The 24,701-nt window shown below is 65.1% G+C and carries 15 protein-coding genes; 12 read left to right on the forward strand and 3 right to left on the reverse strand.

The genetic code is table 11. The features are described 5' to 3' along the window. Window positions 1-7: 7 nt before the first annotated feature. The 9 genes from KTJ89_RS18120 (at window position 8) to KTJ89_RS18160 (ending at window position 17,277) form a co-directional block, all read left to right on the forward strand. Window positions 8-1,396 (forward strand): alpha,alpha-trehalose-phosphate synthase (UDP-forming), encoded by a 1,389-nt coding sequence (locus tag KTJ89_RS18120; RefSeq protein WP_259358816.1) that lies wholly within the window; start codon window positions 8-10, stop codon window positions 1,394-1,396. Beyond that, window positions 1,393-1,740, forward strand: a complete 348-nt coding sequence (locus KTJ89_RS18125; protein ID WP_259358817.1) for a hypothetical protein — start codon at window positions 1,393-1,395, stop codon at window positions 1,738-1,740. The genes KTJ89_RS18120 and KTJ89_RS18125 overlap by 4 nt, the downstream gene beginning before the upstream one ends. A gap of 326 nt (window positions 1,741-2,066) precedes the next feature. Then, window positions 2,067-3,338 carry a cation:dicarboxylate symporter family transporter gene (locus KTJ89_RS18130; protein ID WP_259358829.1) on the forward strand — a complete coding sequence of 424 codons (1,272 nt, stop codon included), beginning with the start codon at window positions 2,067-2,069 and terminating at the stop codon, window positions 3,336-3,338. Between the two features lie 250 nt (window positions 3,339-3,588). After that, window positions 3,589-3,804 carry a hypothetical protein gene (locus KTJ89_RS18135; RefSeq protein ID WP_172174768.1) on the forward strand — a complete coding sequence of 72 codons (216 nt, stop codon included), beginning with the start codon at window positions 3,589-3,591 and terminating at the stop codon, window positions 3,802-3,804. 117 nt (window positions 3,805-3,921) lie between these two features. Next, window positions 3,922-14,553: a non-ribosomal peptide synthetase gene (locus KTJ89_RS18140; RefSeq protein ID WP_259358818.1), complete on the forward strand. Its 10,632-nt coding sequence runs from the start codon at window positions 3,922-3,924 to the stop codon at window positions 14,551-14,553. A gap of 6 nt (window positions 14,554-14,559) precedes the next feature. Beyond that, window positions 14,560-14,766, forward strand: coding sequence for an MbtH family protein (locus KTJ89_RS18145; protein WP_259358819.1), 207 nt, complete (start codon window positions 14,560-14,562; stop codon window positions 14,764-14,766). Beyond that, entirely contained in the window at window positions 14,766-15,749 is a 984-nt protein-coding gene (locus KTJ89_RS18150) for an ATP-binding cassette domain-containing protein (protein WP_259358820.1), read from the forward strand. Before KTJ89_RS18145 ends, KTJ89_RS18150 begins: the two co-directional genes overlap by 1 nt. Continuing rightward, the gene (locus KTJ89_RS18155; protein ID WP_259358821.1) at window positions 15,746-16,546 is read left to right on the forward strand and encodes an ABC transporter permease; all 801 of its coding nucleotides are present in this window, start codon (window positions 15,746-15,748) and stop codon (window positions 16,544-16,546) included. Before KTJ89_RS18150 ends, KTJ89_RS18155 begins: the two co-directional genes overlap by 4 nt. After that, on the forward strand, window positions 16,543-17,277 hold the full coding sequence (locus KTJ89_RS18160; protein WP_259358822.1) for a 4'-phosphopantetheinyl transferase family protein: 735 nt from the start codon (window positions 16,543-16,545) through the stop codon (window positions 17,275-17,277). The genes KTJ89_RS18155 and KTJ89_RS18160 overlap by 4 nt, the downstream gene beginning before the upstream one ends. A 31-nt stretch (window positions 17,278-17,308) precedes the next feature. On the opposite strand, the gene KTJ89_RS18165 is transcribed toward KTJ89_RS18160, so the two are convergent. The 3 genes from KTJ89_RS18165 to KTJ89_RS18175 all read right to left on the reverse strand — a co-directional run bounded on the left by KTJ89_RS18165 (window position 17,309) and on the right by KTJ89_RS18175 (window position 20,618). Next, window positions 17,309-19,027 (reverse strand): FAD-binding oxidoreductase, encoded by a 1,719-nt coding sequence (locus KTJ89_RS18165; protein ID WP_259358823.1) that lies wholly within the window; start codon window positions 19,025-19,027, stop codon window positions 17,309-17,311. After that, window positions 19,024-19,758 (reverse strand): lysophospholipid acyltransferase family protein, encoded by a 735-nt coding sequence (locus KTJ89_RS18170; protein WP_259358824.1) that lies wholly within the window; start codon window positions 19,756-19,758, stop codon window positions 19,024-19,026. Before KTJ89_RS18170 ends, KTJ89_RS18165 begins: the two co-directional genes overlap by 4 nt. Window positions 19,759-19,835: 77 nt before the next feature. Beyond that, window positions 19,836-20,618 carry an SDR family NAD(P)-dependent oxidoreductase gene (locus tag KTJ89_RS18175; protein WP_259358825.1) on the reverse strand — a complete coding sequence of 261 codons (783 nt, stop codon included), beginning with the start codon at window positions 20,616-20,618 and terminating at the stop codon, window positions 19,836-19,838. Between the two features lie 104 nt (window positions 20,619-20,722). Here KTJ89_RS18175 and KTJ89_RS18180 point away from each other — a divergent pair, with 104 nt between their 5' ends. The 3 genes from KTJ89_RS18180 to KTJ89_RS18190 are packed head-to-tail and all read left to right on the forward strand — an operon-like array spanning window position 20,723 to window position 24,655. Next, window positions 20,723-22,969, forward strand: coding sequence for an HAD-IB family hydrolase (locus KTJ89_RS18180; RefSeq protein WP_259358826.1), 2,247 nt, complete (start codon window positions 20,723-20,725; stop codon window positions 22,967-22,969). Beyond that, window positions 22,963-23,880, forward strand: coding sequence for a hypothetical protein (locus KTJ89_RS18185; RefSeq protein WP_259358827.1), 918 nt, complete (start codon window positions 22,963-22,965; stop codon window positions 23,878-23,880). The genes KTJ89_RS18180 and KTJ89_RS18185 overlap by 7 nt, the downstream gene beginning before the upstream one ends. Beyond that, window positions 23,870-24,655: a ferritin-like domain-containing protein gene (locus tag KTJ89_RS18190; protein ID WP_181276381.1), complete on the forward strand. Its 786-nt coding sequence runs from the start codon at window positions 23,870-23,872 to the stop codon at window positions 24,653-24,655. Before KTJ89_RS18185 ends, KTJ89_RS18190 begins: the two co-directional genes overlap by 11 nt. Window positions 24,656-24,701 lie beyond the last annotated feature (46 nt).

Raw genomic sequence — 24,701 nt, forward strand, 5'->3', positions numbered from 1 at the left:
GAAGATGATGGGAACTGACCGCCATGCTTTCGTCGTGGTGGCCAATCGCCTCCCCGTCGACCGCATCGATGGGGCGTGGGAGGCCTCGCCCGGCGGACTGGTCTCCGCCGTAGCTCCCGTGGTGCGCGAGCACGCCGGAGCCTGGGTGGGCTGGGCGAACACGCACGACGACAGCCTCGAGCCCTTCGACTTCGACGGGATGAGCCTCGTCCCCGTCTCCCTCAGCCACGACGAACATCAGCAGTACTATGAAGGATTCTGCAATGCCACTCTATGGCCGCTGCACCACGACCTCATCGTCGCGCCGCAGTACCACCGCTCATGGTGGCGGGCCTATCGGGAAGTCAACGCCCGATTCGCACAGGCCGCAATCAAGGCAGCCGAGGCTGGGGCGACAGTCTGGGTACACGATTACCACCTCCAGCTCGTACCGGCGATGATTCGCGCTCAACGACCGGACATCCGGATCGGATACTTCTGCCACATTCCGTTCCCTCCCGTCGAGCAGATGGCCCAGTTGCCCTGGCGTGACGAGATCCTCCGCGGCCTGCTCGGGGCCGATGTCATCGGTCTCCAGCGAGAAGCCGATGCCGCCAAGGCCCGCCAGGCTATGCAGAAGCTGCTGGGCATGGATCCCGAGGAACTTCGCGGCCGCATCGGCTCGTACCCGATCTCGATCGACGTCGACGAGATCCGGGCCGCGGCCGAATCCCCGGCGGTACAAGAGATGGCCCGATGCTTCCGCCGTGACCTGGGCGATCCCGCCACCCTCATGATCGGTGTGGATCGTCTCGACTATTCGAAGGGAATCCTGCACCGGCTGTGGGCCTTCGAGGAGCTGATCGACGACGGAATGCTCGATGCGCAGGGAACCTGTCTCGCACAGATCGCAGTCCCCTCGCGTGAAGGCGTGCGCGCCTACCAGGACCTGCGCGATGAGGTCGAACATACGGTCGGGCGCATCAATGGGAGGTTCTCCACTCTCGACGGCGATGTCATCCACTACTCCCACCACTCACATTCGACAGAGGAAGCCGTCGCTCTGTACCTGGCCGCCGACATCCTGCTCGTCACCTCCCTGCGGGACGGGATGAACCTCGTGGCCAAGGAATTCGCCACTGCCCGCCGAGGCAGGGGCGGTGCACTCGTCCTCTCCGAATTCGCCGGAGCCGCCGAAGAACTCGACCAGGCCATCATCGTCAATCCCCATGACAGGGCCGGCCTGAAGGCGGCCATCCATCACGCGGCCACGCTCAGTGAAGACGAGGCTCGGAGGCGCATGGATGCGATGGCCGACACCGTCGACGCCTTCGACGTCCGCCGCTGGGCGCAAGCTTTCCTCCACGACCTGCGAAACCCAGCATCTGCGGCGGCTCTGACGCCCAGCGACTGGTGACACCGACCATTCTGACCGACCTACCCCAGGAGACCACTGTGTACACGATGCTCAACAACCAGGAATCCTCGAAGTACGACCTCTACCTTCCCGGCAGGATCGTGGCCGCGCTCCATTACAAACTCGAGCCCGACGCCAATGAGGTCATGTTCATCTACTGCGAAGCTATCGAGCCCATTCAGGCAGATCAGCACCGCTGGGAGCTCATGTGGCGGGCCGTCGAAGACGCCAAGAGCCGACGCCTCAAGCTCACCATCACCTGCCCCATCGGCCTCAAGGCCCTCGAACAGCGGGAACCGCGTGCCGACGCCGGTCACCGGCACGCGGAGGAGCCGCGGGCCTGACCCTCGCCGGCCTGACCCTCGCCGGCCTGTCCCCCCTGGCCATACTCCTGCCTCGGCGCGTCTCACTCCTCCTGTGAACACTATGAACGCAACCGAGACACCCGTCACATCGGCTGGCACAGTTGTCGGGTACATCACCACCGCGGCCAGTCGTCGCGCGCGTTCGCACCCACCGACGGGTGAGTTCGCGGAAATCATTTGGAGGAATCATGGCAATGTCGCCACAGCAAGAAGGCGGGCCCGCGAATACGGGCAACGCCACCGCAGCGGCCACCGATCAGGGTGCCCCGCAGCGGAAGAAGGATCGCACTCACTGGCTCTACATCATGGTCATCGTGGCAGTGTTCGCCGGTGCCGCCATCGGCCTCATCGCCCCCGAGGCAGGAATCGCCCTCGAACCGCTCGGCAAGGCGTTCGTCGCTCTCATCAAGATGATCATCGCCCCGGTCATCTTCTGCACCATCGTCCTCGGCGTCGGCTCCGTGGCCAAGGCGGCCACCGTCGGCAAGGTCGGCGGCCTGGCCCTCATCTACTTCCTGGTCATGGCAACCTTCGCCCTGGTCATCGGCCTCATCGTCGGCAACTTCATCCACCCCGGCGACGGACTCCACCTCCAGCCGTACGAAGAGGCATCCGGCGGTGAGGAAGGCGGCATGGTCGCCTTCCTCATGAGCCTCATCCCCGGTGACATCCCGGTCCTGCCGACACTGGTGCTCGCGCTCCTCGTCGGTTTCGCCCTGCAGTCGATGGGCAAGGCCGGCGAGCCCGTGCTCACCGGAATCAAGCACATCCAGGCCGTCGTCTTCAAACTCATGATGATGATCATGTGGGCCGCCCCCGTCGGCGCCTTCGGTGCGATCGCCGCAGTCGTCGGCAAGACCGGCTGGGCCGCAATCGGAGCGATGGCAACCCTCATGGGCGCCTTCTACCTCACCTGCGCGCTGTTCATCGTCATCGTCCTCGGCGGTCTGCTCAAGATCGTCACCGGCCTGAACATCTTCCTGCTGCTGAAGTACCTGGCCCGTGAATTCCTGCTCATCTTCTCCACCTCGTCGTCCGAGTCGGCCCTGCCGCGCCTCATCGCGAAGATGGAGCACGCCGGAGTCTCGAAGCCGGTCGTCGGCATCACCGTGCCCACCGGCTACTCGTTCAACCTCGACGGCACCGCCATCTACCTGACCATGGCGTCGCTGTTCGTGTCCTCGGCCATGGGCATGCCGATGTCGATCCCCGAACAGATCTCGCTGCTCGTGTTCATGATCATCGCCTCCAAGGGCGCCGCCGGCGTCACCGGTGCGGGCCTGGCCACCCTGGCCGCCGGTCTGCAGTCGCACCGTCCCGAACTGCTCGACGGCATGGGCGTCATCGTCGGCATCGACAAGTTCATGTCCGAGTGCCGTGCGCTGACGAACTTCACCGGCAATGCCGTAGCCACCCTGCTCATCGGCAAGTGGACGAACGAGATCGACCTCGACGTCGCCCGCGCCACCCTGTCGGGTGACAACCCGTTCGATGAGCTCTCGCTCGAACCGGATGCGCATGGTGCCCCCGCCGAGGCGGCTCGCCCCGCAGAAGGCGAGAAGGTCGCCGTGAGCTGACCTTCGGTCGCTCCCGCTCCACAACCACCACGGGTGCCGATGTCCTCATCGTGAGGACGTCGGCACCCGTGGTTTTTCGTCTCCCCTCGCCGAGGCGGCCCTCCCCTGTCGTAGTGCTGTGACGAAGGGTTCGAAACATCGGACCAAGAAAAACTCTTGGCCAGCCAATCCACATTCGCGAGTCTTCCGAATGACACATGTCCGTCCCCGTACGGACGATTGCCACCGATACCAGAAGAGGACAGGGACCATGAAGAATCTCAAGCTCATCAACGCCCGCACCGTCTCCGGTGCCGCACTCGCGGCCATCCTCATGTCGGTCGGTCTCATGGCCGCGCCAGTCAGCGCCTCCGCTGCCGAGACCTCACCGACCGATTCGACCGAAGCCTCGGGGGCACTCATCAACGGCCCGATCATCGATCTGGGCGACCTCCTCGGCGATATCAACATCGGGCAGTTCCAGTAACACCTGATCCCCTGCTTGCTCACGTGACCCCACAGCCGGGTTGCGCTGAGCACCCGCGCGCCTCCTTGCCGACGGAAGCCTCGCTCAAGGAAATCTCCACCCAATGCGAAAGACACGATGACTGACGAGAACGCTCGAATCGACCTCACCTCAGCACAGCGCGGAATCTGGTACGCCCAGAAGATCGAACCCGACAACCCGACGTTCCAGATCGGGCTCTATATCGATATTCGTGGACCGCTCGATGTCAACAGAATGCGCAAGGCGGTCGCCACGACCGTAGCCGAAGCCGACTCGCTCAATGTCGTCTTCGGCGAGGACGAAAAGGGACCCTTCCAAAAGCTCGGACCGGCACGCAGCCATCTGCTGGTCCGAGATCTGCGGACGGAGTCGAGTGAGGATCCCGAAGCCTCAGCTCATGCGCTGATGCAGGAGGATCTCGAAACCGTCCACGATGTCGATGAGGGTGAACTGCTCCGGTCCCAGCTGTTCCACATCGGACCCGACCACTGGATCTTCTATCAGCGGGCCCACCACCTCCTCGTCGACGGCTATTCCGCCATCCTCGTCCTCCGCCGCGAATCCCAGGTCTACCGGGAACTCGCCGATCAGGGAACCGCATCGGACTCACCCTTCGGCAGCCTCGACGATCTGGTGGCCGAGGAGGCTCAGTACCGTTCCTCGCAGCGCTTCACCACCGATGCCGAGTTCTGGAAGCAGGTGCGCTCCGAGTCGGAGACGGCCACCGGCTTGGCCGACCGTCCGGCATCACCGGCACGACGGCTTGTCACCTGCAATGCCGACATCCCCCGAGAGCTCTCATCGCGCCTGGCCGATTCTCGGTCGGCACCGACGCTCATTCTCAGCGCCGCAGCAGCCTACCTGCACCGCATGACCGGGCGAGAGTCAATCTCGGTGGGCCTTCCGGTCACTGCCCGTCGCAGCGCCCTGTCCAAATCAGTGCCGTCCATGATGTCGAAGATCCTGCCGGTGCAGCTGCAGGCAGCACCGGGGATGACGTCGGCAGATCTCGTCGCCGGCGCCGGCGCTACGCTGCGTGAGACGCTCATCCACCAGCGCTTCCAATATCAGGAGCTGAGCACCGACAGCGACTACATCGGACCTTCGGTCAACATCTTCCCGCACGTCGACGACATCGACTTCGGAATGCCGACCGCCTCGCTGCACCTGCTGTCGACCGGCCCGGTCGATGACCTCTCGATCATCATCCACGGCATCGGAGCGGATCCCAGCTCCGATGGAGGCAGCAGGCCGGCAATCGTTCGATTCGAGGCGAACGCCGAACTCTACGATCAGCACAGCCTCGCCGAGCACCTGCGGCAGTTCCTCTCCGTCCTGTGCCAGTTCGACGCCAGTGAAGATCAGCACCTGGCGGGACTCTCGCTCATCGATGCCGGCGAGTCCGACGAACTCATCGCAGGGGGCAGGGGACCCGAGCAGAGTCTCCCCCGCCACACCGTGGTGGAGGAATTCTCCCGTCACGCCCGCAAGTCCCCATTCGCCACCGCGGTCGTCGCCGAGGACGGGCACATCAGCTTCTGCGAACTCGACCGACGCTCGACTCAGCTTGCCGACTATCTTCGGGACTTCGGTGCAGGACCCGGGGCTCGCATCGCGGCACGCTTGGGCCGGTCCACCTCGTTGCCCATAGCCGTGCTCGGAATCCTCAAAACAGGTGCCGCCTACGTACCCCTCGACCCTGACTATCCGGCCGACCGCATCGAAGCGATGATCGCCGATTCCGCGCCGGCGCTCGTCATCAACTCCCCAACCGTGTCGGGTCCCGCCGGAGAGACGAGTATGACCACCGATCGTCCCGTCATCGACATCGATGCGGAACTGCAGTCGGCAGCGCCCGTGCCCGAGTCGACCCAGGCCGGATCACAGCAGACCGGATCGACTCCTGCTCCCGACGACCTCGCCTACGTCATCTTCACCTCCGGGTCGACCGGTCGACCCAAGGGCATCGGGGTCGAGCACCGGTCGCTGCTCAATCTCTTCCACAGCCACAAAGAGACCATCTTCGATCCGGCCGCCCAACGGCTTGGACGAGGACTGCGTGTGGCGCACACGGCAGGGATTTCTTTCGATGCCTCCTGGGATCCGCTGCTGTGGCTCTTCGCCGGACACGAACTCCACCTCATCGACTCGATCACCCGCCGTGACCCCGAAACTCTCACCGACTACTTCGCCGCCCACGGCATCGACTCGATCGAGACGACTCCTTCATTCGTCAAGGCCCTTCTCGCGCACGGCACGTTCAGCGGCACCGAGCATCCCAGCGTCGTCGCCCTGGGCGGCGAAGCGGTCGAACGCGGTCTCTGGGATCAGCTCGCGGCCCTGCCCGAGGTGGACTCCTTTAACTTGTACGGCCCGGCGGAAACAACGGTCGACAGTCTCACCGCTCCGATCGTCGCCGGTGCCTCACCCGAACTCGGCGGCTCCGTGGCGAACACCAGGTACTACGTCCTCGACTCCCGGTTGGCCCCCGTTCCCGCGCAGGCGCGTGGGGAGCTCTACATTGCGGGGCTGAATCTGGCGCGCGGCTACGTGGGTCGCCCGGCCACCACCTCAGAACGATTCATCGCCGACCCCTTCGCCGACGACGGCTCCAGAATGTATCGCACCGGCGACATCGTCCGCAGACCTCTGGCCGGAGGCATCGAGTTCCTGGGCCGGGCCGATGAGCAGATCAAACTGCGCGGCTATCGCGTCGAACTCTCCGAGGTCGAGCTCGCTCTCCAGTCGGACACCCGGATCCGGTCGGCCGCGGTCATCCTGGGACAGAACCAGGCCGGCTACAGTCAGCTTCTCGGCTATATCACCGCCGATGAGCAGATCGATACCGCCGAGGTGCGCCGCCACATGAAGACGCACGTGCCCGACTACATGGTCCCCTCGTTCATCACACAGATCGAACAGATACCCCTCACCGTCAACGGCAAGCTCGACCGCGCCGCGCTGCCGGAACCGCAGTCGACGAAATCGGAATCGGCAGAACCAAGGACGGCCCAGGAGCAGGCCGTAGCCGAGGCCTTCGCCCAAGTGCTGGGGGTGGAGACCGTCGGCATCGACGATGACTTCTTCGAACTCGGCGGGCACTCCCTGCTCGCCACCCAGCTGGTGGCCTCACTGCGGGAGAGGTTCGCCTCCCCACCCGCCCTGAGCGAGATCTTCCACCATCCCACCGTCCGCGAACTCAGTGCCGGGCTCGACCTCGACGACACGGCGCAGGAGCCGGCAGACGAACTCGTCGCCGCAAACCGTCCCGCGACCGTTCCCCTGTCCTACGCGCAGAGCCGTCTATGGTTCCTCAACCAGTTCGACCCGGCATCCGCGGCCTACAACATTCCGCTCACCCTGCGCATCCGCGGAGACTTGGACACCCATGCTCTGCGTTCTGCAATCAACGACGTCGTCGCTCGGCACGAGAGCCTGCGCACCGTGTTCCCGTGGAACGAGGGTCAGCCCGAACAGGTGGTCCGCGCCGCCGACGATGCGCAGATCGCCCTGCCCATTGTGGAGATCAGCGAGGACCTCGTCGATCACACCGTCGATGCGGAGGCGACACACGGCTTCGACGTTTCGACGCAGCTGCCGATCCGGGCCCTGCTGATCAGGCTGGGCACCGAGGATCATCTCCTGCTCCTCACGCTCCACCACATCGCCGCCGACGGCTGGTCGCTGAGGCCCCTGGCCGGTGACCTCTCCGAGGCCTACCGCGCCCGGGCTCGCGGCGCCACCCCCACCATCCCCGAGCTGCCGATCCAATACGCCGACTACGCACTGTGGCAGCGGAGAACTCTCGGCTCCGAAGACAACCCCGACAGCGAGATCGCCGACCAGCTGGCCTATTGGAAGAACACACTGACTGGGGCTCCGGTCGAACTCAGACTCCCCGTCGATCGGCCGAGGAGCGCACAGAACACCGCCCGTGTCTCCCGCAGGATCCCGGTCGACATCGACGCCGAGACCCACACCGGTCTGCGCCGGCTCTCCGGCGAGCGCAACGCCAGCCTGTTCATGGTCCTGCAGGCCGCCTTCGCTGTGCTGCTGAGCAAGCTCGGTGCCGGCAACGACATTCCCATCGGCACTCCCGTCGCCGGCAGGACAGAGACGAAACTCGACGATCTCATCGGCTTCTTCGTCAACACCATCGTTCTGCGCACCGACACCTCCGGCAACCCCAGCCTCGTCGATGTCGTCGATCGGGTCCGCGCGTCCAACCTCTCCGCCTATGCCAATCAGGATGCGCCGTTCGAACGCGTCGTCGACGAACTCGCACCCCCACGTTCGGATCAGCTCCATCCGCTGTTCCAGGTCATGCTGACCCTGCAGAACACTGCCCCCGCGGCTCTGGACATGGGTGACCTCGACGTCGAACCCGCACCGGGGCCAGAGGTGTCGGAGGCGAAGTTCGACCTCCTCCTCGACCTTGCCGAACGCGAGAACGAGGGCGCGCCTCACACGCTCGGTGACATGCACACGGTCAATGAGGCTGCCGGCATCACCGGCTCCCTCGAGTTCGACTCCGCGCTCTTCGACGAATCCACCGCCGAAGCCATAGCCGCACGTTTCGTCCATGTGATCAACCAGTTCGCCGCCGACCCGCACACACCGCTGGGCGAACTCGAGGTGCTGCGCCCGGACGAGCTCGCAGAGATCCGCGCTCAGGGTCAGGGCCGCGACGCGGTCGCACCTGAGTCGACGGTCCTCGACGTCCTCGATTCGACGATCAGGAGGCATCCCGAACGCCGGGCGCTCATCGCCGACGACGGCGAGCTGACCTTCGCCGGACTCGGGACCCGCATCGATCGGATCGCTCATGTCCTGGCCGCCCGAGGAATCACAGCGGGAGACACCGTCGCCATTGCCCTTCCCCGGTCCGCCGACGCCATCGCGGCGCCCTTGGCCGTGCTCTCGATCGGGGCAGTCGCTGTGCCCATCGACCTCAGCTACCCCGGAGAGCGGATCCGGCTGATCCTCGACGCGAGCGCCCCCGCAGCCGTCATTACCGACGAGGCTGAGCTCCCGGTCCGCCCGGGCACAGCGATCGGCACCACCGAACTCCACACCGCCGAGGCGGGTCGACGTGACGATGAAACCGCCGAACTCGGTCGTCACGGAGCCGACCGTCCGGCTCCGAGCGACCGCGCCTATGAGATGTACACCTCCGGATCGACCGGCACCCCGAAGGGCGTGGCAGTCCCCCACAGTGCCCTGCTGAATCTGCTGGCCCATCATCGGGAGACCATCTTCGCCGAGGCGGGACTCGACATCGGACCGGTCCAGGCAGCGCACACGGCGGGGTTGGGCTTCGACGCCGCCTGGGACCCGGTGCTCTGGCTCGTGGCCGGAGCGAGCCTGCACATCGTCGGCGACGAGATCCGCCGCGATGCCGAAGCACTCGTCCGATTCTGCCGCGAGCACGAGATCCGGGCCCTCGAGACCACCCCTTCGTTCGTCAGGCAGCTCATCATCTCAGGACTGTTCGAGAACGTAACCGAGGAAGACCGATTCCCGCTGTCGCTCGCCCTCGGCGGAGAGGCCGTGCCCGCCGATCTCTGGCAGGAGCTTGCTGCAAACCCCAAGGTGCGAGCCCACAACTTCTACGGTCCCACCGAATTCACCATCGATTCCGTCACCGCCGCGGTCGCGGGAGACCGACCCACCATCGGCCATCCGATCAGGAATGTTCGAACCATGGTCCTCGATCAGCATCTGCGTGATGTCCCCCACGGAGTCGTCGGCGATCTCTATCTCGCGGGCGCCGGAATCGCCTCCGGCTACGTCAACAGACCGAAGGAGACGGCAACACGATTCGTCGCCGATCCTCTCGAACCGGGCGCTCGGATGTACCGGACCGGCGACCTCGTGCGCCGAAACCCCGACGGCAGCCTCGACTTCGTCTCCCGCGATGACGACCAGATCAAACTGCGCGGATACAGGGTCGAGCTCGGAGACGTCGAGAACGCCCTGGCCTCGGGCAGCGGCGTCACCCAAGCGGCGGCCATCGTCGAGAATCTCACGGATCCTGAATCGGCACGGCTCATCGGCTACTACACCGGGGACGCCGACGAGGCCGCCCTCCGCGATCACCTCGCCGCCCAGCTGCCGGCACCGATGGTCCCCCACATCCTCGTCGGTCTCGACTCGATCCCACTGACCTCACACGGCAAACTCGACCGCTCCCGGCTTCCTGCCCCCACTGCTTCGGGGACCAAGCACTCCAGAGCCGCGCGCACCGTGGACGAACACACCATGTGCCGAGTCTTCTCGTCCGTGCTCGGCACAGAGGAGATCGGCCTCGACGACGACTTCTTCGACCTCGGCGGGCATTCGCTGCTGGCGGTCTCCCTCATCGGCCGCATCCGGACTGCCTTCGACACCGAGTTGCCCCTGCGCGCAATCTTCGACTCTCCCACCCCGGCTGCGCTGCTGCATCGACTCGATTCTCGCGGCCCCACCGAGGCGGAACCCGCCGAGGACCCCACGACCACGGCGGAATCGGCCGACGGTGCGCCACAGCTGAGCCTCACCGCGTGGAGTCGGTCGCACGGACCCACCCGCCCGCAGCTGATCCCTCTGTCCTATGGGCAGGCGCGGCTGCACTTCCTCAATCAGCTCGACACCGACGCCTCGGACTACACCATCTCCCTGGCTGTCCGATTCTCCGGAGATCTCGACGCAGAGTCCCTCGGCCAGGCGCTGACGGACGTGATCGCCCGACACGAGATCCTGCGCACCATCTACCCCAGTGTCGATGGCAGCCCCGTCCAGCAGATCCTGCCCCCGGACGCCGGTGAGGGTCTCATGGCACGCCGCACCACGACCTCTGGCACGGAGACCGCGGAGCGAATGCGGGACGAGGCCGCCGTCGGATTCGATCTCAGCCACGACCTTCCCATTCGTGCGAGCCTCTTCACTGAAGGCGACGAGTGGGTCCTCCACCTGGTGATGCACCATATCGCCACCGACGGCGCCTCGCTGAGACCGCTGACGCAGGACCTGTCCACCGCCTACGCCGCACTGCGCGGCTCGGCCCATCCGATGCAGCGCACCCTCGAGGTCCAATACGCCGAGTTCGCGCTCTGGCAGCGCCATGTTCTCGAGGACCAGCAGGCCTTTGGAGCGGAGGTCCCACTCCTGGAACGGAAGATCCAAACCTGGCACGACCGGCTCGAGGGGATTCCCACCGACATCACCCTGCCCGCCGATCGCCCCCGTCCCACGACCGCCAGGCAGTCGGGTCGTCACCATCACTTCAGCCTCGACGCCCGTACCTCTGCCCGTCTGGCAGCGGTGGCCGCGGAGAACGGGGCCAGTCTGTTCATGGCGCTGCACTCCGTGCTCGCCGGCTATCTCAACAGGCTCGGTGCCGGTGACGACATCGTCATCGGCTCCCCCAGCGCCGGACGTTCGGATCCGGCGCTGGAGGACATGGTCGGACTCTTCGTCAACACCGTTCCGATCCGCACCGACACCTCGGCGGGCCCCGGCCTGCGCGCGCTCCTGGCTCGCACCCGCGCCGCAGTCATCGATGCTGTGGAACTCGACGACGTGCCGTTCGACCGTCTCGTCGAATCGGTCAATCCGCCTCGCGAGCTGGGACGCCATCCCCTGTTCCAGGTCATGCTATCCCTCGAGGAATCGGCAGCACCGAAACTCGAGCTGCCCGGGGTCACCACTCGCATCGAACCTGAGGTCGAGACCGGTGACGCGAAGTTCGACCTCTCGTTCACTTTCCGCCGCAGCGATGCCGACGCGGGACTTGCGGTGGTCCTCGATTACAACTCATCGATGTTCGACGCGGAGACCATCGCCGACATCTGCCGACGATTCTCCCGATTCGTCGATGAGGCCGTGCAGGATCCCGAACGACCGCTTGAGGGCATCGCCCTGCTCGACCCGGTCGAAACCCGGACGGCGATCGAGTCCCTCACCGGCCACATGCCTGCTGACACGCCGCCGCCGGTGCTCGACGTCTTCGCCGTCACCGCAGCCCGAATGCCCGATGCCGTAGCGGTCCGGTCCGACCAGACGTCACTGTCCTACCGCGAACTCGACGCCGCCTCGTCCCGTTTGGCGCACGAGCTCATCGACCAGGGAGCAGGTGCCGGCGAAACGGTCTCCGTTCGACTGAGTCGCGGCCTCGGCGTCATCGTCGCGACACTGGCCGTGCTCAAGTCCGGTGCAGCTTACAACCCGATCGACATCGACTATCCCCGCGGTCGCACCACTGCGATCCTCGCCGACGCCGAACCGCTCATCGTCATCACACAGTCGGGCAGCACCTCAGAGCTCTCGCCCCTCCTCGTCGGTGCCGGGATCACCCCGAACATCATCGAGATCTCGCCTGCCGACGGTTCGACTCGCCCCTCACCTGCTCCTCAGGAATCCACGACCTCAAGGGCAACCGCTGCGACCACGACCGCGACGCTGCCCACGCCTCACTGGGATTCGGCGGCCTATGTCACCTTCACCTCCGGCTCGACAGGCCGGCCCAAGGGTGTCGCAGTCGGCCACTCGGCCTTGGCGAACCTCCTCGCCTCCCACCGGGCACGGTTCCTGCCGACCCCGACCGATGAGGCCGACCGGATTCCGGTCGCCCACACCACCGGAATCGGCTTCGATGCCGCTTGGGATCCGCTGCTGTGGATGGTGGTCGGGCATCCGCTTCACATCGCTTCGGAGGCCGTCCAACGCGATCCACTGCAGCTGGCGGCCGATCTGCGCCGACTCGGCATCGGATTCTGGGAGACGACACCAAGCTACCTTCGTCTGCTCTCCGCCGAACCGGATTTCGAGCGCATGATCGCTGAGGCCGCTGAAGAAGACTCTCCGATCATCCTCGCCCTCGGCGGGGAAGCGATCGATCCCGATCTCTGGCAGTGGCTGCGTGGCCACCCGGGCATCATCGCCCACAACCTCTACGGGCCCACGGAGACCACGGTCGACGCATTCGCCGCACCTGTGGGTGCCTCCCCGACTCCGATTCTCGGGTCGCCGCTTGGGCGCATGCGCGGATACGTCCTCGATGAACGCCTCCATCATGTGCCGGCCGGGACGATCGGGGAACTGTATCTGGCGGGCGAGCAGTTGGCCCACGGGTACCGGGGCCGACCGGGGCTGAGCGCCGAACGCTTCATCGCCGACCCCCACGGGGGCCCGGGCGAGCGCATGTACCGGACCGGGGATCTCGTCGTCCGGCACGAGGGCGGAGAGCTCAAGTTCATCGGTCGCAGCGATGATCAGATCCAGCTGCGCGGATACCGAGTCGAACTCGGGGAGGTCGAGCAGGCCCTGCGCCAGGCACCGGGCGTCAAGGACGCCGTCGTCCGCCCGTTCGGCACGGACCCTGCCACGATGCAGCTCGTCGGCTATATCGTCGCCGGAGCCGGCGCGAGGACGGAGACCGACGACCAGCTCGCCGAGGACGCTGCCGGGACTTGGTCTCGGGACCTCCTCGCCGATGAGGCCCGCGACCATGTGCGCTCGGTCGTTCCCTCCTACATGGCGCCCTCGCACCTCGTCGTCATCGACGAGATCCCCCTCACCGCTCACGGCAAGATCGACGAGGCGGCCCTGCCCGACCCGTCGACCGCGACCGTCGGATCGCGACTGACACCACGCACGCCGCAGGAGGAGACCGTCGCCGCGATCTTCGCACGCGTGCTGTCCCTGCCGCATGTCGGCATCGACGAGTCGTTCTTCGAACTCGGCGGGCATTCGTTTCTCGCCCGGCCGCTCATCGCAGCAGTCAACGAGGCCCTCGGTGCCGATCTGTCGGTCCAGGCTCTGTTCCGCTCACCGACCGTCGAACAGCTCGTTCGCGAGGTCGGCCGAGGCGGCGCGGGGTCCATCGCCGACAGCCTCCACCGCCTGCTCCCGCTGCGCCGCGCGGGTACGAAGCCGCCGCTGTTCGCCGTTCACCCGGCCACGGGCATCAGTTGGGGTTTCGCCGCGATGCTCCACGGCCTCGATCCGGACCGCCCGCTGATCGGCCTGCAGATGCCCGGCCTCTCACCTGGGGACTCGGAGGAGATGACGGCCCAGACGCTGACCGAACTCGCCGACGACTACATCGACCATCTGCGGACGGTTCAGCCGTCGGGCCCCTACCACCTGATCGGGTGGTCTCTCGGCGGCATCCTCGCTCACCGTCTGGCCACCCGCCTTCAGGAGCAGGGCGAGTCCGTCGCGTTCCTCGGAATTCTCGACGCCTTCCCCACCGGGCAGGAGCGCAACGCCGATGTCGGCGAAGGGTCCGAGCTGTGGGCGAACTACCTCGGCGCCAATCATCCGGCGATCACGGAGACGACGGAGGGGCTCGATGACGAACGGGCCCTGGAGATCCTGCGTGCACACGGTGATCCCCTCGGCAATGTGGCACCTAAGACCATTGCGGCGATGACCCGCGGGTTCTTCACCCTGGCCAGGCTGATCCGCGAAGCCCCGGTGGAGACGTTCGACGGTGAGCTGGTGCTCTTCACCGCGACCCGGGACGTTCCGAACGGCACTCCCGGTCCTGACTCATGGCGTCGGTTCGTCACCGGCGACATCCACGTCACCGAGGTCGACGCCCGGCACTCGGACATGCTGAGTGCCGAGGCTCTCGAAGAGATTCTTCCCGTCCTGTCCATCCACATGGACGAGGCCGCCGAATCACAGATGAGTTCCATCCACTCCTGGAACCAAACCCCGCCAAGCAACACCACTAGGAGCTGAAACCCCGTGAATAACCCCTTCGATGACACAACAGGGACCTTCCGCGTGCTGGTCAATGACCTGCAGCAGCATTCGCTGTGGCCATCGTTCGCCGATGTGCCCGCGGGATGGGTCCTCGTGTTCGGACCGGCCAGCCGCGAAGACTGCTTAGAATTCGTCGAGGAGAACTGGACGGACATCACTCCGCGCCGACTCACCGAGATCGCCTCATAGTGATTCGCCTGGAGAACCTGAGGAAGAACTATGGGGCCTTTCGAGCTCTCGACGGCATCAGCCTTGACATCGAGGAGGGACAGATCTTCGGTCTCCTCGGCCCCAATGGGGCCGGGAAGACGACGACCGTCAAGGTCCTGTCCACACTGATCCGCCCCGACTCCGGCACTGCCGTCGTGGCAGGCCACTCGGTGACCGCCGATCCCACTGCCGTCCGCCGCAGCATCGGCCTCTCCGGCCAGTACGCGGCCGTCGATGAAAAGCTCACCGGGTACGAGAATCTCGTCATGGTCTCCCGCCTCTACGGGATGAGCCGCCGGGAATCGGCGGCCCGCGCCCGCGAGCTGCTGGCCGAATTCGGTCTCAGCGACGTCGCAGGCAAACGCGCAGGCGCCTATTCGGGAGGCATGCGGCGACGACTCGACCTGGCCTCGGCCCTGGTCGTGCGCCCGCCGGTCGTCATCCTCGACGAACCGACCACCGGGCTCGACCCGCGCGCACGGCTCGACACCTGGAAGGTCATCACCACCCTGGTCAGAGGCGGCACCACCGTGCTGCTGACGACCCAGTACCTGGAGGAGGCCGACCAGCTGGCCGATCGCATCGCCGTCATCGACTCCGGACACGTCATCGCCGAGGGAACCTCCACGGACCTCAAGGGCAAGCTCGGTGCCGAACGCATCACACTGACACTGACCCACCGCGACTCCCTCGACAGAACCCTGCAGATCCTCGACCGCATCATCGGCGACTCCGCCCACCCGCAGACGGACTCGTCGGGACAGCGCATCACCGCGTCCGCACCACAGGGACAGAGGGATCTGCTGCAGGTCCTCGCCGCCTTGGATGACGAGGGGCATTCCGTCACCGAGGCGGCCCTGTGCCGTCCCACGCTCGACGACGTGTTCCTCGATCTCACCGGCCAGCCCACCTCGGCGAGGCCCGCTCGGACACCGGAAGACACCGCCGAGGTGGGAGCATGACCCCACTCGTCTCCGCCGCTCGCGACAGCTCCGTCATCGCCTGGCGCAATCTGCTCACCGTCCGTCGGACTCCGGGGGCCCTGGTCACGGGAGTCGTCCAGCCGGTGATCTTCGTCTTCCTCCTCGCATTCGTCTTCGGCGGCAGCCTCGGCGGCGGGCCGTACCGGGAGTTCCTCATCGGCGGGATCCTGGCTCAGACGCTGACCTTCAATTCCTCCTTCACCGCCGTCTACCTCGCCAAGGACCTCCAGCTCGGACTCATCGACCGTTTCCGTTCGCTGCCGATGTCACGGGTCGCCGTGATTCTGGGCAGAACATCCTCGGACCTGGTCACCAGCCTCATCTCCGTGGCGGTGACGATGATCTGCGGTCTGCTCATCGGGTGGCGCATCACCGAGGGATTCGGCTCAGCCCTGCTGGGCATCACGCTCCTGCTGCTCTTCAGCTTCGCCATGTCGTGGATCGGTGCGGTCATCGCACTGACGGCCAGGAGCGTCGAGGTGGCACAGAGCCTCGGCCTCATCTGGCTCTTCCCCGTCACCTTCATCTCCGGAGCCTTGGTCTCGATCGACACCCTTCCGGGCCCGCTGCAGACGATCGCCGCGTGGAATCCCATCACCGCAGTCGCCACCAGTGTCCGAGAACTGTTCGGCAACGCACCGCCGGTCGGGTTCGTCACCAGCACGGGCTGGGCGGCCGACAACGCCGTCATCTATGCGATCCTCAGCTGCGTTGCGGTCATCGCCGTCTTCTCTCCCATCGCCGTCTCCCAGTACCGTCGGATCAGTCGGAGATGACGAGAGCCCCGATCGAATACCTCATCAGCGACATAACAGCGATCGAACGAGTGCTCGCCGAATACTCGTGGCTCGATTCGCTGTTATCACCGGACGAGGCCGCTCGCGCGGACCGCTTTCGCAGACCCTCCGATCGGGCGGCGTTCCAAGGGGCGCATCTGATCTTTCGACTCATGGCGGCTCGCCGCCTAGGCGTCGACCTCGAAGAGGCCGGCGAATTGGAACTGACACGCCGCTGTCGCACGTGCGGCGGCCCTCATGGCAAGCCGACAGTCCCAGGGGCGGAGCTCAGCCTGTCTCGGTCGAACGGGGCCGTGGCGATCGCCTCGGCGCCGGGGATCTCACCGATCGGAGTCGACATCGAACAGGTCCCTCCCGATGTCTTCTCAGGCTTCGACGACTACGTCCTCGGCCCGACGGAGACTCTGACCGAGGGCGGCGATTCCGTGCGTCAGCGCGTCGACCTCTGGGTGTGCAAGGAAGCCGCGGTGAAGACCACCGGGCACGGGTTGTCCGTGCCGCCCAGTGATATCGAAATCATGGACCTGCCGTCGGGAATCGGCCCACACGGACAATGGACGGCCACGATCGCGGCCCCCGGAAATTCCGAACTCGACGCACTCAACATCTCCCGGCTCACATGCCCTCGACCGTATGTCGCTGCGTTGTGCAGTGCCGATCGAATACCCGTTGAGGCTGTCGGTCTGGAGGAGATTCTCGCCGGCCGGTGAGGACGCATGCAGCCCAGCAAGGTCAACGTCCTCAGGACGGAGCTCGATCGCCGAGGACTTTCCCCGGGTTGAGGTTCTGCCCGGGGTCGGTGGCGCGGAATACGGCATCGACCATGAATGCCCCCGGCTCGCTGATGTCGTCGACGAGCCACGGCTGGTGTTCGGTGCCGACTCCGTGGTGGTGCGACAGGCCTCCGCCGGAGTCGATGAACTCCTGCTGAATGCTGTCCTTGACGTCCTGATACTCCGCCAGCGCTGTGTCCTCGTCCGTGTAGGGAATCGCGAAGGTGAAGTACAGGCAGGCGCCGCCGTAATAGCTGTGGGACAGATGGCAGAACATGAACCCCGGTCCGCCCTGCTCGCTGCGGGTCTGGCGGAATCGATCGTGCACCCGAGCATGGACGTTCTTGAGATCTCCCCACGTCACTCCCGTTTCGCAGACATCGCCGAAGACCTTGTAGTTGAGCAGGAAGTCACGCAGATACGGGGTGTCGAACTTCTTCTGATCGTAGACGGCGCCGGGTCCGGAGCCGAGGCTGATTCCGCCTCGGTGAGCGATGAGTTCCTTCACCTCGGCCTTCTCACGTGCCACGCGCTCCTTCGACCCTTCGAAGCAGACGTATGACAGGCACATGCCTTCTGTCGTGTCCCACCCTTTGGACCGCAGGTAGGCGAACAGGGCGTCCTGACCGCGAGCCGCGATCGTTGCCTTCACACCCTTCGGCTCAGAGACCATCGCGAGACTGAACCGAGTCTCGGGCCCGTCTGAGAGACGGGTGAACGCGGGCGTGACCTCGGAACGGGCGATGTCGTGCATGGCCTCGACTCCACTCGCCCAATCGGGGAAGAGGTAGGCGATGACCTGCCGCACCTTCGGCAGCCGATGCACCTGCACCGTGCATTCCGAGATCACACCGAGACGGCCTTCGCTGCCGAGGACCATCTCATGCACCGAGGGACCCGAATCGCGGCCCGGAATGGGCTTGCTCATCATGACGCCACGAGGGTGGACGACGCGAAGACCACGCACGATGTCTTCGATGTCACCGTACTTGTCCGACTGCATTCCCGATGACCGGGTCGCCGCCCATCCGCCGAGGGTCGAATAGCTGAACGAGTCGGGGAAATGACCCATCGTCCATCCGCGAAGATTGAGCTGCTCCTCGAGGTCGGGCCCGTATGCTCCGGCTTCGACTCGGGCGAGGCCCGAATACTCGTTGATGTCGATGACTCGACGCATCCTCCCGAGATTCAGCGAGACGATGGGACGCTCCTCATCCGGGCTCGGGGTCACTGAGCCGGAGATGCACGAGCCGCCGCCATAGGGGATGAGGACGAGATCGCGGTCAAGCACGAGAGCGAGGACAGCGGCGATCTCATCCTCGCTGCCTGGGTAGACGACGGCGTCGACGAGGCGGGTGATCGGCTCGTGGCGCACCCGGTAGAGGTCCGGCAGGGAGCGGCCGAACGAATGGACCACGCGCAGTTCGTCGTCGACGCTGACATTGTCCGACTCGACCACGGCGCCGAGCTCGTCGATCAGCTTCGCTGACATGCGAGACTCGGGTATGTTCAGGTCGCTGAGCGCCGGGGTGGTCGGCCGCGGAGCATTCCAGAGGTCGAGACCGACTTTGTCCTTGGCGATCGCAGCGAAGTCGGGTTTGGTCTCCCACCGGAAGTCGACTCCTTCGGCTCCCCAGCCCCACCAGCGGTGCCGCTTGACGTCCTGCATTCTCATGGGTTCGCTCATTTCTTCGTCCTTTCCGGCGATTCGGCGTGTTCACTGCCGACACTGATGTCGTCGGCTCCCGTGGCGAAGAGCTCCGCCACGAGTTGCTGCACCCGCGCGGTGAGCTCAGACAGCGATTCCTCTGATCGGGCGGTGACCGGTTCGCCGAAGACCACATGCACAGGTGGCCTGCCCGGCACCGGCCAGGCAGAGCCTTTGGGCATCGCTTCGTAGCCTCCGACGACGGCCGTCGGCACGATGGGGACAGAAGCATCGACGGCCAGCTTGATCGACCCGACCTTGAAATCAGCGATCGTGCCTGACTTCTGCCGACCGCCCTCGGGGAACAGCAGAACCGGCACACCTGAGCGCAGCAGAGCGCGGGGCAGATGCGCGCTGCCGCGTGATCCTTCGCGATAGATCGGAAACGCGTTGAAGAGCCACCGGACGAAGAGCCGCTTGTGCCATACGGTGAAGAAGTAGTCGTTGGCGACTCCGGTCGCAAGGAACCGCGACTGTCTGCGCGGCAGACTCTGCGCGATGATGGGCGCGTCGAGGTGCGAGGTGTGGTTGGCAATCACGAGAAAGCCTCGGTCGAGCTTGCGCACTCCTGGAGCGATCTTCACCGTCGGAGTGATCGTCGAACGGACGAGGCCGCGGAAGAGCACACGTTGGAGGAGGAATCGCATCGCGGCGCGCATGCGCGACCTGTACTTCGGCGGCGCCGGCGGGGAGAGAGTGTGATCAGTCATCTCCACTGGTTCGGAGCCGCTATCGCATTCGGATGGGCATTTCCCCGAATTTCTTCGACCGGTCGAGCGTCGCCGCCCTACCCCTCCTGCTGCCGACGAGAAGTGAGCAGAGCGGAAAGACGGTGGATTGCCGGACGCGGCAGCACCCGAAGCGTCGACGAGATCATCTTCCACCGCAGCTGCGGCACCGAGATCCTCTTCCCGCGAGCGACGTCTCGCAAGCACCCCTCCACGAGCATGTCCGCATCCATCCACAGCAGGTCGGGAATCGACGTTCCAGCGATGCCGGCTCGGGAATGGAACTCAGTGCGCACCCATCCGGGCACCAAAGCGGTCACACTCACCCCTGTACCTGCGGTCTGAACCGACAGCGCCTCGGAGTAGTTCTGCGTCCACGCTTTGATGGCGGTGTAATTGTTCTGCGTCAGCCCAGCGCTGACGGAGCAGACATTGATGATCCATCCCCGCCCTCGATGCTTCATCGCTCTGGCGGCGGCACCGCCGATGATCAGAACAGCGCGCTGCATCACTTCGAAGCCGCGATCATGTTCGGTGACATCCGGGCTGAGCAGGCTCGATCGGACCGAAAATCCCGCATTGTTGACCACGATGTCGATATCGGGTTCCGAACCGGGCTCCTCGATCCGAGCCGCCACGCGGGCCTGGGCATCTCGGTCGGCGAGGTCAGCCGCGATCGTATCGACATGAACGCCGTAGTCGGCGCGAAGCTGCTCGGCAGACGACTCCAGGGTGTCGGGGTCTCGGGCGACGAGGACAAGGCTGACACCGCGTCTGGCGAAAGCGCGGGCAAAAGCCGCACCGATCCCCGCAGTGCCACCAGTGATGAGGGCCACATTCATATTGCTACGATACAGGCATCCAAAAACCGGTCCGCACCGAATCAATTGTGTAAACCGCATCCGCGTTTCCACCGAATCGCGCTCTCTACCCGATAGGTTTCCGCATGCACCCCAGCCGATACCTCTTGACCGGTGCCACAGGGTTCCTTGGTCAGGCGCTGCTCCAAGCGCTCCTCGAAAGCGACTCGCACGTCGCCATCACTGCACTCGTTCGTCCCCGCGGAACACAGTCCGGACATGATCGACTGCAGCGGCTGCTCGGCAAGCCGGTGTTCGCTTCCTGGATCGATCGGGTCGGCGAAAAGACGGTGCGCGAGGCCTTCGAATCGCGGGTCACGGTACTCGAGGGGGATCTCGCTGATCTGCCGCCCCTGACCGATCGCTTTGACGTCGTCATCCACTCCGCGTCGAGCGTGTCGTTCGATGCCGCGATCGACGAGGCGTTCGACACCAATGTCGGGGGCGTCGAACGACTCTACGCGGCCTTGTCGGAATCGCAGCAGAGCCCCCACGTCATCCATGTCTCGACAGCCTATGTCGGAGGGATCGCAAAGGGCGTCGCGCAGGAGTCCCGGTTGCGCCACACCGTCGATCATGACGATGAGTGTCGGGCGGCCAGACAGGCCAGGACCAGCGTCGAAGCCGAATCCCGGCAACCGGAGAAGCTGCGCCGATTCATCCGCACAGCTCAAGCACAGAGCTCTCGGATGGGCCCGAAATCGGTGGCCGCCGGGGCGGAAGCCGCCCGGGAGAGCTATGTGCGGGATCGACTCGTGGAGTTCGGCCGCACCCGTGCCCAGTCCCTCGGGTGGACAGACATCTACACCTTCACCAAGGCGCTTGCCGAGCGGATCGGCGAAGAGTGGGCAGCCGAGGGGCATCAGGTCTCATTCGTTCGCCCGTCCATCATCGAATCCGCGTTCCGTCGACCGAGCCCCGGGTGGATCGACGGCTTCAAGGTCGCTGACCCCCTCATCATGGCCTACGCCAAAGGAAGCCTCTCGGAGTTCCCCGGGCACGCCGATTCGGTGCTCGACATCATTCCCGTCGACTATGTCGTCAATGTCATCCTCGCCCTTGCCGAACAGGGTCCACTCGAGCGGCAGCCGGCAGAGCACGACAGCAGCTCCGGACAGCCGGAGCAAGGTCATTCGGACTACTACCAGGTCGTATCGGGCACGAGCAATCCCCTGCCATTCCACCAGATGGTCGGAACCGTCCGCGAGTACTTCCTCGCCCATCCCCTGCCTGACACAGAGGGGGTTCCCACGGTGGTGCCCGAATGGAGCTTCCCCAGCTCCGAACTCATCGAACAGCGCATCCGGCTGAAGGAACTGGTCACGGGCGTCGGCCGCGAAGTCGTCGAGCGGCTGCCCGCCTCGACGCGCACACGCGCTCTGACCTCACGGCTGCACAGAACCGACGCCAAACTGAAGTCACTGCGTCAGTTCGCCGACCTGTACCAGCAGTACACGAAGACGGAGATGATCTTCGATGATGCGAACACGAGACGGCTGCTTGAGCGACTGCCGGAGGACTGCCCGACCAGTCGCAGGTTCGACGTGACCGAGATCGACTGGACGGAATACTTCCAGGACGTCCACATCCCGGCGATCACAGAACTCACCCGCAGCTATTCGCGCAGACGCCGCCAGAGCGAGGCCCCGCCCACTCCGCGCCCCCTGCCGCCCACTTCCGAGGCTCTGGCCGTCTTCGACCTCGACGGGACGGTGATTTCGGCGAACATCGTGCAGCAGTTCGCGGCGGTCGTGCGCGCCACGCAGCCGATCTACAAGTGGCCGGCGATGATGGGAACGATGGCCGGAGTCGTCCCCGGACTGCTGCGCGCCGAGTACCGCGACCGTTCGGACCTCATCCGCATGGTCAATCGCCGATATCAGGGCTTCGAACTCGATGAGCTCCGAGCGGCCGTCACCGGCCGCCTCGGGCAGACGATCCGCGACTCCATCCGGCCCCAGGCCCGGCAGCTCATCGACGAACACCGCGCGGCCGGTCACCGCACGGTCCTGCTCACGGGCGCTCTCGATGTCCTCGTCGAACCTCTGTCCGATCTCTTCGACGAGGTGGTCGCAACCCGGATGGACGTCACCGATGACGGTGTTCTCTCGGGCTTCCTCGCTAGCCCTCCGCTGGTCGATGAGGCTCGGGCGAACTGGCTGCGCAAATACGCCGACACCGTGGGCGCCGATCTGGGACGTTCGACCGGCTACGGCGACTCTCTGGGCGATGCCGCATGGCTCGAACTCGTCGGCAGCCCCGTTGCCGTCACTCCGGATCTCGGTCTCTACGGCCTGGCACTGAAGAAGCGATGGAAAGTGATGGAATGGTGACAAGCGACAGAACACTCCACAACCCCCTCGTCGAACATCCGCCCGGGCACGTCAGAGGACGACTGTTCTCCGATGCAGAGCATCCCATCGTGCTCCGCACAGCATTCGATGTCGACGACTATCTTGCTCACGCTCGAGGACGCATCGAATTCGACTCAGAGCGCATCGAGGTGGCCGGGGACGTGGTACGCGATCTCGGCTTCCTATGGCGACTGGAGAACTCAGCGCTGGCCGAGACCCGGGCGATGTTCGCCTCGTGGACGTCCAACGAAGCGCGAATCACAGCCTTCGTGACGGGATGGGGCTACGAGCGGTACTGGTTGGCGCGGGCACTGCGCGACATGCTCGAAACCACCCTCAGCCCTGAGGACTTTCGCGGGAGCACGCCACGGAGACTGCGCGGAATGTGGGTCGAACGGGGGCTGCCGATCCTCGCCCCTGTCGTCGGCGGACTGGTCAAGGAACCTCTCACCGCCGGACACATGGCCAGGCTCGCGATCCAGGAGGCGGGCCTCCAGGCAGCTGAACGAGCAGTGTGTGCACGTCTCAGCGGTGAAGCCGCTCGCGTCCTGACCGAGATCATCGACCGGCGCGAGACGATCGTCCGCTTCTTCCGTTCGGAGGCGGTGGCTCGGATCCGACGATCACGAATCGAAGCCCTCACCGCTCGTGCTCACCTCATGCGGCCGTGGGCTCCACTGAGGATCGTCGGAGTGCCCGAACCGGATGAGGCCGGCGCTCTGACAAGCATCTTCGCATCTGCCTCCGACAGACGACGTCTGATCGACTCGGATGCCGAGATCGGACGGTTCCTGCCGGGGAACCCTCAGCCTTCGATGAACCAAGTGACGGCGGCGCTGCGCTCGACGCGCAGAGCCCATGCTCAAGCAGGGAGAAACCATGGCCTTTGACTTCGACAAGTACGCCGAGACGTCCGAGGCGGTGAACTGGACCGATCTGGATCTCGATGTGTTCGATGACATGCCCTTGGACAGAGACACTCTCCGGTCGGTGCGATACATGTGCGACGTCGAATACCACACCACATGTTTCGTCAGGGAGCTGCTCGTCACTCCTTCACACAGTGAGGACGCCACGGCGGCATTCATGACCATGTGGAACCGTGAGGAGTTCTGGCATGGAGAGGCGTTGGCCGCCGTGCTCGAGAAACACGGAATCCACGTCGATTACGACGAGGTCAAAGCCAAGCGGATGAGCTTGGGGTGGAAACTCGCTCTCGGGCCTGCAAAGCAGTCGCTGCTGTCGAACATGGTGGGCACGGACTTCATTGCCGTGCATATGGCTTGGGGTGCGGCCAACGAACTCTCCGCCACAGCCGGATATCGCAGGATGGCGGCGATGCAGGACCACCCGGTGCTCTCTCCGCTGCTTGAGCGCATCGCCAAACAGGAGACTCGACATGTGGCCTTCTACACGACTCAGGCACGACAGAGGCTCGAGGACAACCCACGAGCTCAGAAGATCGTGCGCCTGGCGCTGGGAAAGCTGTGGAAGCCCGTGGGCTCAGGGATGATGGACGATGCCGAAGTCAAGCATGTGATGAGTCATCTCTTCCAGGATCACACAGACGAACTGGACAAGCTCGATAAGAGCGTCCAGAAGCTGCCGGGTCTGGACTCGCTGACCATCTTCCGCGATGCCTTCGCCCGCTTGGGAGTCGGCTGACTGCAGCCGGTTCCGCGAAGGATTACTCACTTTTCTTCTCCATCCA

The sequence above is a fragment of the Brevibacterium sediminis genome, assembly GCF_024895295.1.
GTDB classification, from domain to species: domain Bacteria; phylum Actinomycetota; class Actinomycetes; order Actinomycetales; family Brevibacteriaceae; genus Brevibacterium; species Brevibacterium sediminis.

Excerpts from the sequence above, each read along its gene's own strand:
- KTJ89_RS18190 (WP_181276381.1), top strand. The coding sequence starts at position 23,870 with ATGGCCTTTGACTTCGACAAGTACGCCGAGACGTCCGAGGCGGTGAAC.
- KTJ89_RS18175 (WP_259358825.1), bottom strand. The coding sequence starts at position 20,618 with ATGAATGTGGCCCTCATCACTGGTGGCACTGCGGGGATCGGTGCGGCT.
- KTJ89_RS18120 (WP_259358816.1), top strand. The coding sequence starts at position 8 with ATGGGAACTGACCGCCATGCTTTCGTCGTGGTGGCCAATCGCCTCCCC.
- KTJ89_RS18170 (WP_259358824.1), bottom strand. The coding sequence starts at position 19,758 with ATGACTGATCACACTCTCTCCCCGCCGGCGCCGCCGAAGTACAGGTCG.
- KTJ89_RS18160 (WP_259358822.1), top strand. The coding sequence starts at position 16,543 with ATGACGAGAGCCCCGATCGAATACCTCATCAGCGACATAACAGCGATC.
- KTJ89_RS18130 (WP_259358829.1), top strand. The coding sequence starts at position 2,067 with ATGGTCATCGTGGCAGTGTTCGCCGGTGCCGCCATCGGCCTCATCGCC.
- KTJ89_RS18140 (WP_259358818.1), top strand. The coding sequence starts at position 3,922 with ATGACTGACGAGAACGCTCGAATCGACCTCACCTCAGCACAGCGCGGA.
- KTJ89_RS18135 (WP_172174768.1), top strand. The coding sequence starts at position 3,589 with ATGAAGAATCTCAAGCTCATCAACGCCCGCACCGTCTCCGGTGCCGCA.
- KTJ89_RS18185 (WP_259358827.1), top strand. The coding sequence starts at position 22,963 with ATGGTGACAAGCGACAGAACACTCCACAACCCCCTCGTCGAACATCCG.
- KTJ89_RS18155 (WP_259358821.1), top strand. The coding sequence starts at position 15,746 with ATGACCCCACTCGTCTCCGCCGCTCGCGACAGCTCCGTCATCGCCTGG.
- KTJ89_RS18165 (WP_259358823.1), bottom strand. The coding sequence starts at position 19,027 with ATGAGCGAACCCATGAGAATGCAGGACGTCAAGCGGCACCGCTGGTGG.
- KTJ89_RS18180 (WP_259358826.1), top strand. The coding sequence starts at position 20,723 with ATGCACCCCAGCCGATACCTCTTGACCGGTGCCACAGGGTTCCTTGGT.